This is a genomic window from Allokutzneria multivorans, from assembly GCF_039537405.1.
Taxonomy (GTDB): domain Bacteria; phylum Actinomycetota; class Actinomycetes; order Mycobacteriales; family Pseudonocardiaceae; genus Allokutzneria; species Allokutzneria multivorans.
In genome coordinates this window covers 1-9946 of record NZ_BAABAL010000011.1, presented here as the reverse complement: position 1 = coordinate 9946, position 9946 = coordinate 1, and the positions used below count along the sequence as shown (strand labels likewise).

General features: G+C 69.4%; 1 protein-coding gene. It reads right to left on the bottom strand.

The window, feature by feature from the left end:
• Nucleotides 1-9946, bottom strand: a 9946-nt coding sequence (locus ABD798_RS16915) for an amino acid adenylation domain-containing protein (protein WP_425549235.1), incomplete at both ends; no start/stop codon positions are given.

Below are 9946 nucleotides of genomic sequence, written 5' to 3'. Positions count from 1 at the left end.
AGCAACACGATTCGCCCGCTCATTCAACGACGCATAAGTCAACGAAGAACCACCGGCGATGACTGCGACAGCCGAGGGCACACGAAGAACCTGCGCCTCGAACAGCGCGGGCAAGGTGACGGCGGGCAGCTCGACAGCGGTGTCGTTCCACTGCCGGATCATCCGGTCGCGCTCACCCGGCTCAAGAACGTCCACATCGGACAGTCGACGGGCCGGATCGGTGATCATCACCTCCAGCAGGCGGTGGAGCCGGTCGAGCAGGCCGACCGCGACCTCGGTGCGGTGCTGCACGCGCAGGTGCAGTCGCTCGCCGGGCACGACGGTCAGCGCCAACGGGTAGTGCGGCGCGTCAGCCCCGTACGCGTCGACCACGCGCAGGGTGTCGGTGGACGCGCGTTCCTGGGCCTCGGGGTCGAGCGGGTAGTTCTCGAACACCACGACGGAGTCGAACAGCTCGGTGTGCCCGGCGATGCGGTGCAGGTCGACGAGTCCGAGGTGTTGGTGTCCCAGCAAGCGCGCCTGGGCGTCCTGGACCTGGCCGACCAGTTCCGCGATCGTGGCCTCCGGGGTGAGCCGGACGCGCACCGGAATCGTGTTGATGAAGAGCCCGACCATGGACTCCACGCCGTCCAGCTGCGGAGGACGCCCGGACACGGTCGTGCCGAACACGACGTCATCGCGCCCGGTCAGGCCGCTGAGCAGCAGCGACCAGGCCGCTTGGAAGACGCTGTTCAGCGTCACGCCGTGCCGCCGCGCCCACGTCGTCAGCGCCTCGGTGAGCTCGGCGGACAGATCCACCGCGGTGTCGACGCGCTCGCTGAGCGAGGCGGTGACCAGCGTCGGTCCGTCCATTTCGGACAGTTCGGCGCGCCAGGCGGCTTCGGTGGCCGCGCGGTCCTGGTCGGCCAGCCACTCCAGGAAGTCGCGGTACGGCGTCACCTGCGGAAGCTCTTCGCCTTGGTAGAGCGCGAAGAGGTCGGCCAGCACCGCGGGCATCGACCAGCCGTCGACCAGGATGTGGTGGTTGGTCACCACGAACAGGTGCTCGTCGGCGCCGACCTCGGCGAGCGCGCAGCGCAGCAATGGCGCCTGCGCCGGGTCGAAGCGGCGCTCGCGATCCCGCTCCAGGAAGTCCTCGACGTCGCCGTCGGGGAACTCCCACGGGACCGTGACACCCTCGCTCAGCACCTGCACGGGGTGGTCGACCTCCCGCGTCCAGAAGGAGCCGCCGAGGTTGGGGTAGCGCCGCACCACCTGGTCCGTGGCGCGGCGCAGGCGCTCGACGTCGAGCTTTCCCTTGAGCCGCAGAACGGTCTGGACGACGTAGGACGCGGTGTCGTCGTAGAGGGCGTGGAAGAGCAGCCCTTCCTGCAACGGCGACACCGGGAGGATGTCGACCACGCCGGGGTGAGCGGCCTCGATCCGGTCGATCTGCTCCTGCGAGAGACCGGCCAGCGCCACGTCGGACGGGGTCAGGCCGCCCTCGCCCTCGGCGGTGATCAGCCTGAGCGCGGCGAACCACGCTTCGGCGAGGGCGCTCATCTCGTCATCGGCAAGTGCGATCCCGTGCCACGACCAGTCCGCGACCAGACGCGGCCCGTCCGGGGTGTGCTCGACCACGACGACCAGGTCGAGCGCGTGGTCGGTGACGACCGGGGCCTCGGTGTCGATGACGACCGGCTGCCAGGCCCCTTCTCCGCCGCCGATCCGGCCAAGGTAGTTGAAGCCGACGTCCGCCGAGACGCTCAGTTCCGCGTCGGTGTTGAGGTGGCGCAGGAGCCCGTAGCCGAGCCCGTGGTCCGGGACCGCGCGCAAGATCTCCTTGACCCGCTTGACGTCCGACGCCTTCCGCGCCGCGAGGCGAACGGGGTGCACCGAGGTGAACCATCCGACGGTGCGCGAGAGGTCGACGCCCGGGATGACGTCCTCGTGCCGTCCGTGGCTTTCGACGTCGACGAGCACGGTGTCACCGATCGCCAGCGCCAGTCCGGTGAGCAGCACGTCCTGCACGTTGGCGTGGAACCGCCCCGGCACCTCGCTCAGCAAAGGCTCGGTGTCCACGCTCGGCAGGACGAGGCGCAGCGACCCGGAGTTCGTTCCGCTGCCCCACGGCCGCGCGGTGACCTCCTCCAACCGCTTCCACGCCGACAGCTCGGCGACGCGCTCCGGCCGGACCGCCTCCTCACCGAGCAGCGCCGCCCACCTGCGCACCGAAGTGCCGACCGGGGGCAGAGGCGCGCCTTCCCACGCGGATTTCAAGTCTTGCAACAAGATTCGCCACGAGACGCCGTCGACGGCCAGGTGGTGGATCACCCACAGCAGCAGTCCGCCTTCCTCGAACCACACCGCCTGCCACATCGCGCCCGTCTCCGGGTCCAGCCGCTCGCGCGCCGCAGCAGCCTCAGCTCGCAGGTCACCGGCCGCGCGGCGCAGGTGCACGTCGCCCGCTTGGGCTTCGACACGCAGCCCGGAGTCCATGCGCATCCGCAACGCGTCGTGGCGCTCCACCACGGCGGCCAGCGCGCGTTCCAGGCCCCCGAGGTCAACGTCGCCAGGCAGCCGCAGAACGACCTCCTGCGAGAACCGACGCACCTGTTCGCTGGTGCCCGTGGCGAACAACCACTCCGAGATGGGCGTCGGCGGAATCGGGCCGACCCCGTCATCGGTGATCGTGTCCACAGTGGACTCCGCGACGGCTGCGAGCGCCGCGACGCTCTGGTGCACGAAGACATCTCGCGCCGACACCGACACACCGGCCGCGCGAGCCCGGCTCACGAGCTGGATCGAGGAGATCGAGTCCCCACCCAGGTCGAAGAACCCGTCGTCGACGCCGACGCTGCCAACGCCGAGCACGTCCGCGAACAACCCGCACAGAACGGCTTCGACCTCGTTGCGCGGCCCCCGCCCCGACACCTCGACCACCGGCTCCGGCAGCGCGTCGCGATCCACCTTCCCGTTCCGCGTAACCGGAATCTCATCCAGCACCACGATCGCTGACGGCACCATGTACTCCGGCAACCGCCCCGCCACCACCGCCTTCACATCCTCCGCCAACGGCCCATTTGACGCGTTGATCTTCGGGACCACGTAAGCGACGAGACGGTTGGAGTGCAGGACAACCACCGCCTGCGCCACCGACGGGTGAGCGGACAAAGCGTGCTCTACCTCGCCCAACTCGATGCGGAAACCACGGAGCTTCACCTGGTCATCGGCGCGGCCGACGAACTCCAACTGGCCGGAACGGGTCCAGCGGACGAGGTCGCCGGTGCGGTACATCCGCCCGCCGAAGGGTGAGGCTACGAAGCGCGACGCGGTGAGGCCGGGGCGGGAGAGGTAGCCGCGCGCGAGGCCGGAGCCGGAGGCGTACAGCTCCCCCGTCACGCCGACTGGGACGGGACGCAGTGCGGAGTCGAGCACGTAGACGGAGGTGTTCTCGACCGGAGTGCCGATCGGGACGACCGAGCCGACGTCCGGCGTGCAGCGCCACAGCGTGATGTCCACTGTGGTCTCGGTGGGGCCGTAGGAGTTGAACAGCACGCGATCCCGGGACCACGTGCGGACCAGCTCGGCGGGCGCGGCCTCACCGGCGACCACGACGGTCAGCTCCACGGGCACGTCCGCCGGGTCGAGTGCGGCGAGCGCGGCGGGCGGCAGGGTGGCGTGCGTGATCCCGCGCTCGGTGAGGAACTCCGCCAGCGGTGGACCGAGGCGCCGGTCATCCGGAACGATGTCCAGCGTGGCACCGGTCAGCACGGCCATGAAGATCTCCCACATGGCGGTGTCGAAGCTGACCGAGGCGAACTGGAGGACGCGACTGCCCTCGCCGACGCCGAGGTGGGTCTTCAGCGTCGTGACGAGACTGGAGATTCCGGCGTGGCTCACGAGAACACCCTTGGGGTGCCCCGTGGAGCCGGAGGTGTAGATGACGTACGCGCCGCCGTTCGGCGACACCTCGGGCGCGGACGCGGCGCCTTCGTCGACCAGCAGGTCATCGCCGGTGATCACCAGCACGGGGGCGGCGTCGTCGAGCAGGAAGCGGATTCGCTTGGCGGGGTAGCCCGGGTCGATCGGCAGGTACACGCCGCCCGCCTTGGCGACGGCGAGCATGGCGACGACGAGTTCGACGGAGCGCTCCAACTGGACGCCGACCACAGACTCCGGTCGGACTCCACGAGCGATGAGCGCGCGGGCCACGCGGTTCGCCCACGCGTCCAGCTCGGCGTAGGTCACACGCCGTACGCCCTCGGCGAGCGCGACGGCATCGGGAGTGCGCGCCGCCTGCTCCTCGAACAGTCTGGCGAGGGTCAGCTCCGCGACCTCGACACCGGTGTCGTTGCACCGCACGAGAAGCCGCTCGCGCTCTGACTCGTCGAGCACCTCGATCGAGCCGATGGGTGCTTCGGGATCGCCAAGAGCCTTGCGCAGCACGGCTTCCAGGCCGCGCGCGATCTCACTGACCGTCTCCGGGTCGAAGAGGTCCGTGCGGTACTCGACGGTGGCGCTGATGCCGTCGGCGTGCTCGGCGAACAGGAACGACAGGTCGAACTTCGCCACGTCAGCGGCGTCCGCGAGGACTTCCGCCGCGATGCCCGGCAGCTCGAGCGACGCCGCTTCGGTGTTGCGCAACGCGAGCATGACCTGGAACAACGGCTGATGAGCCAACGAACGCGTCGGCTTCAGCTCATCGACGAGGTGCTCGAACGGAACGTCCTGGTGCGCGTAGGCTTCGAGGTCGGTGTGCCGGACGCGCCGCACGAAGTCCACAAAGGACGGATTGCCGGACACGTCGGTGCGCAGCACCAGGGTGTTCACGAAGAAGCCGACAAGGTCGTTCAGCGCGTCGTCGGTTCGACCCGCGATCGGCGTGCCGAACGCGATGTCGGTGCCGGCGCCGTAGCGGCTGAGCAGGATCGCGACCGCCGCGTGCAGCACCATGAACGGGCTCGCTCCGACCTCCCGCGCGAACGCGGAGATCCGCTCGCGCAGGTCGGTGTCCCAGTCGAGCCGCAGCTGCGCGCCCTCGTAGGAAGCGACAGCGGGGTAGGGCCGATCGACCGGCAGCTCGACGCGCTCCGGCAGACCGTCCAAAGTGGACCGCCAGTGCGCCAGTTGGCCGGGGAGCGTGGTTTCCAGCAACTCGCGCTGCCACAACGTGTAGTCCGCGTACTGCACCGGCAACGGCAGCCAGTCCGGGGCGGCACCGTCGAGCCGCGCCGCGTAGGCATCGCTCAGATCGCGGGCCAACGGCCGCAGTGACCAGCCGTCACCTGCGATGTGGTGCAGCACAACGGCAAGCACGTGCTCGTCGGCCGCGATCCGCAGCAGCTCGGCGCGAATCGGCAACTCCGTCGCGAGGTCGAACGGACGCGTGGTCACGTCGGCAACCCACGCGTCGACGTCGTCGGCCAACACCACAGGAAGTGCGAACTCGACGTCGTCCAGAACGTGCTGCGCCGCCTTGCCGTCGCTCTCCTGGAAGGTCGTGCGCAGCGACTCGTGCCGCATGATCACGTCCCGCAACGCCGAGCGCAGCGCCTCGGCGTCGAGGTTTCCGCTCAACCGCACGACGATCGGCACGTTGTAGGTGGCGGACGGGCCTTCCAGCTGGTCGAGGAACCACAACCGCTGCTGCGCGAACGACAACGGCACCACGTCGGGACGCGGACCCGCGGTGACGCCGGCACGGCCGCCTTGAGCGTGCTCCACCGCGCGGGCGAGTTCGGCGACGGTGGGCGCGTCGAAGAGCGCGCGGATCGGCAGCTCGACGTCGAGGGCGACGCGAACGCGGCTGACCAGCGTCGTCGCGAGCAGTGAATGGCCGCCCAGCGCGAAGAACCCGTCGTCGACGCCGACCGACTCAAGCCTGAGCACTTCGGCGAACAGTCCACAGAGGACGGATTCGACGCGCGTTCGCGGTGCCGCCGTCGAGACCTCGACGACCGGGTCGGGCAGGGCTCGCCGGTCGACCTTTCCATTGGGGGTCAAAGGGATCTCGTCGACGCTGACGATGACGGACGGGATCATGTAGTCCGGAAGGCGCTCGCCAAGCTCAGCCCGCGTGGCCGTCCCCACGACGTAGCCGACCAGGCGGTCCTCGCGTACCACGACGACCGCCTGCCGCACGCGCGGTGCGGCGGCGAGAGCGGCTTCGACCTCGCCCAGCTCGACACGGAAACCACGCAGCTGCACCTGGTCATCGGTACGGCCCAGGTAGTCCAGCTGGCCGTCACGAGTCCACCGCACGAGGTCACCGGTGCGGTACATCCGCCCACCGAGCGGCGAAGCGACGAACCGCTGCGCCGTGAGCCCGGGACGGTTCAGATAGCCGCGCGCGAGCCCCGCTCCGGTCACGTACAACTCGCCGGGAACACCGGGCGGGACGGGCCGCAGCCACGGGTCGAGCACGAGAACGCCGAGGTCGGCCAAGGGCGTGCCGATGGCGCCGCCCGCGCCGGCGAGCGCGTCGCGCCGGGTGACGACGCGCTCGGTGACGTGCACGGTTGTCTCGGTGATCCCGTACATGTTGACCAGCGACGGAGCCGCCTCGGCATGCCGCGCGTACCAGTCCGACAACCGTGCCAGGTCAAGCGCTTCGCCACCGAACACCACCAGGCGCAGCGCGAGTTCGTCGCTCAGCTCAGGCTGCTCCTCGTCGGCACGCATCAGCGCGGAGAAGGCCGAAGGCGTCTGGCTGAGCACCGTCACCTGCTCGGCGACCAGCAAGCGCAGGAAGGCCTCCGGCGACACCACCGTCCACTGTGGAACGACAACGAGGCGACCGCCGTGCAGCAGCGCGCCCCACAGCTCCCACACCGAGAAGTCGAAGGCGGCTGAGTGGAACAGCGTCCACACGTCGTCAGCGCTCGGGCTGAACCACGAGCCGGTGGAGGCGAAGAGGCGCACCACGTTGCGGTGCTCCACGACGACGGCCTTGGGCGTGCCGGTCGAGCCGGAGGTGTAGATCAGGTAGGCGGCATCGCTCGGGGATCGCTCCACCGCGGGATCGGTGTCCGGCTGGTCGAGCAGCGGGTCGCCGACCAGCAGCGTCTCTGCCTCGCACCTCACGAGCACGGCGGTCTCGGTGGTCGCGAGCACCACGTGGGGCGGGGTGTCGCGGAGGATCAGGGCGAGCCGTTCGGACGGGTGGTCGATGTCCAGCGGCAGGTAGGCGGCCCCGGTCTTGAGGACCGCGATCAGCGCGATGACCAGCTCCGCCGACCGCGGAAGCGCCAAGGCGACGACGCGCTCCGGCCCCGCTCCCCGTGCGATGAGCAGGTGCGCGAGGCGGTTGGCCCGTGCGTTCAGCTCGTGGTAGGTGATCTGCTCGTTCCCGCTGGTCAGCGCGACTGCGTCCGGGGTTCTGGCGACCTGCTCCTGGAACAGCTCGGGCAGCGTGGCGGTCACCGTCGACGGCCTCGGCGTGGTGACCAGCCACGCGCGCTCGGCGTCGTCGAGCACGTCCAGCGCGGCGATCGAGGCCTCCGGAGCACCGATTGCACGCCGCAGCAACGACTCCAAGCGACGCGTGATCGACTTCGCGGTGTCGCGGTCGAAGAGGTCGGTGCGGTACTCCAGGCTGCCTTCGATGCCCGTGGCGCGCTCGGCGAGGGTGAACGAGAGGTCGAACTTGGCGACGCCGACCTGGCCACCGCTGGCCTCGACGTCCAGGCCGGGCAGGCTCAGCTCGGGCGCGTCGATGTTCTCCACGTTGAGCATCACCTGGAACAGCGGCTGGTGGGCCATGGAGCGAACCGGGTTCAGCTCCTCGACCAGGTGCTCGAACGGAACGTCCTGGTGCGCGAAGGCCTCCAGGTCGGCCGCGCGAACGCGCTCGACGAGGTCCACGAAGGACGGTTGCCCGGAGAGATCCGTGCGCAGCACCAGGGTGTTGACGAAGAACCCGACCAGATCCTCCAGCGCGTCGTCGGTGCGCCCCGCGACCACAGTGCCCAGCGGGATGTCTGTGCCGCCGCCGAGCTTGCCCAGGGTGACCGCGAGCGCGGCCTGCACGACCATGAAGACGCTCGCGCCGGTCCGCCTGGCGAGCGCGGTGATGTCGGCGTGCAGCTCCGCGTCCCACTCGAACTCCACCCGCTCGCCCGCGTAGGAGGCGACGGCGGGGTACGGGCGGTCGACGGGCAGCGCGATCCGCTCGGGCAGTCCGTCCAATGTGGACTTCCAGTGCGCGAGTTGCGTGCCGAGCGGGAGGTCTCGCTGCCACAACGCGTAGTCCGCGTACTGAACGGGAAGCTCGGCCCATGCCGGCGCCGTCCCGCCGACGCGCGCGGTGTAGGCGGTGCCGAGGTCGTGGGCGAGCGGACGCATCGACCACCCGTCCGCCGCGATGTGGTGCAGCAGCAGGAGAAGGACCGATTCCGTCGGCGAGACGCGGAACAGCGACGCGCGCACGGGGAGCTGGCTCGCGAGGTCGAACCCTTGGCGTGCGGCGGTGTCGAGCGCGTCCGCCGTCGCTTCGCCCACCGTCCACTCGATCTTGGCCTCGTCGGCGTCGATCACGACCTGGTACGGCTGGCCGTCGCTCTCCGGGAACACCGTCCGCAACGATTCGTGCCGCGCGACGACATCTCGCAGCGCCGCGTGCAGAGCGTCCTCGTCGAGCTTGCCCTTCAACCGCAACACGATCGGCACGTTGTAGGTCGCCGACGGGCCTTCGAGCTTGTGCAGGAACCACAACCGCTGCTGCGCGAAGGAGAGCGGCACTCGCTCCGGGCGCGGCACAGCCGTCAGGGCTCGACGGGCCCCCTTGGCGTCCTGCACGAGGACAGCGAGTTCGGCCACCGTCGGCGCGTCGAACGGCGCCCGGATCGGCAGCTCCACGTCCAGCTTCGCGCGCGCACGGCTGACGAGGCGCGTCGCCAGCAACGAGTGCCCGCCCAGATCGAAGAAGTTGTCGTCAATCCCGACGCTGTCAACGCCAAGCACGTCCGCGAACAACCCGCACAGAACCCGCTCAACCTCGTTGCGCGGCCCCCGCCCCGACACCTCAAACACCGGAGCCGGAAGAGCTTTCCTATCCGTCTTCCCATTAGCCGTCAACGGAATCTCATCAACCACCACCACCGCCGACGGCACCATGTACTCCGGCAACCGCTCCCCAACAAACCCCCGCACCACCTCCGCCAACGGCCCTCTTGACGCGTTGAACGCACTGAACGACCCGTTCAGTGCGTTAGACGCGTCAAACGAGGCGTTGATCTTGGGGACCACGTAGGCCACGAGGCGCTTGTCACCGGGGCGGTCCTCGCGGAGGACTACGACGCCGTGGCTGACGCCGGGGCACTCCGAGAGTGCGTGTTCGATCTCGCCCAGTTCGATGCGGAAGCCGCGGAGCTTGACCTGGTCGTCAGTGCGGCCGACGAACTCCATCAGGCCGTCGTGACTCCAGCGGACCACATCGCCGGTGCGGTACATCCGCTCTCCTGGCGAGAACGGATTGGCCACGAATCGTTGTGCGGTCAGGGAAGGACGGTTGCGATAGCCACGCGCGAGCACGTCGCCGCCGATGTACAGCTCTCCGGCGACCCCGGGGGCGACGGGGCGGAGCCGCGCGTCGAGCACGTACAGCCGCGTGTTCCAGATAGGCCGACCGATCGTCACCACACCGGCGGGAACGGAGTCCTCGGGCTCGATGCGGAACTCCATGCAGCCAACGGTCGTCTCCGTCGGGCCATACTCATTGATCACCGTCACACCGGGGTACTTGGCCCGCCACTCATCCAGGACCTCGCCCAGCAGTGATTCCCCGCCGAGCACAAGCTGACCAGTAGGCGACATCGACGCATCCGAGGCCAACAGCAATGGCAAATGACTCGGCGTCGCCTTCACAAACGACGGCCGCACCGAACCGATCGACGCCAACTCAACACAACCACCAGCGGTCAACGTCGAAAACAAACCCGTCACCGTCAAGTCAAACGCCACCGGC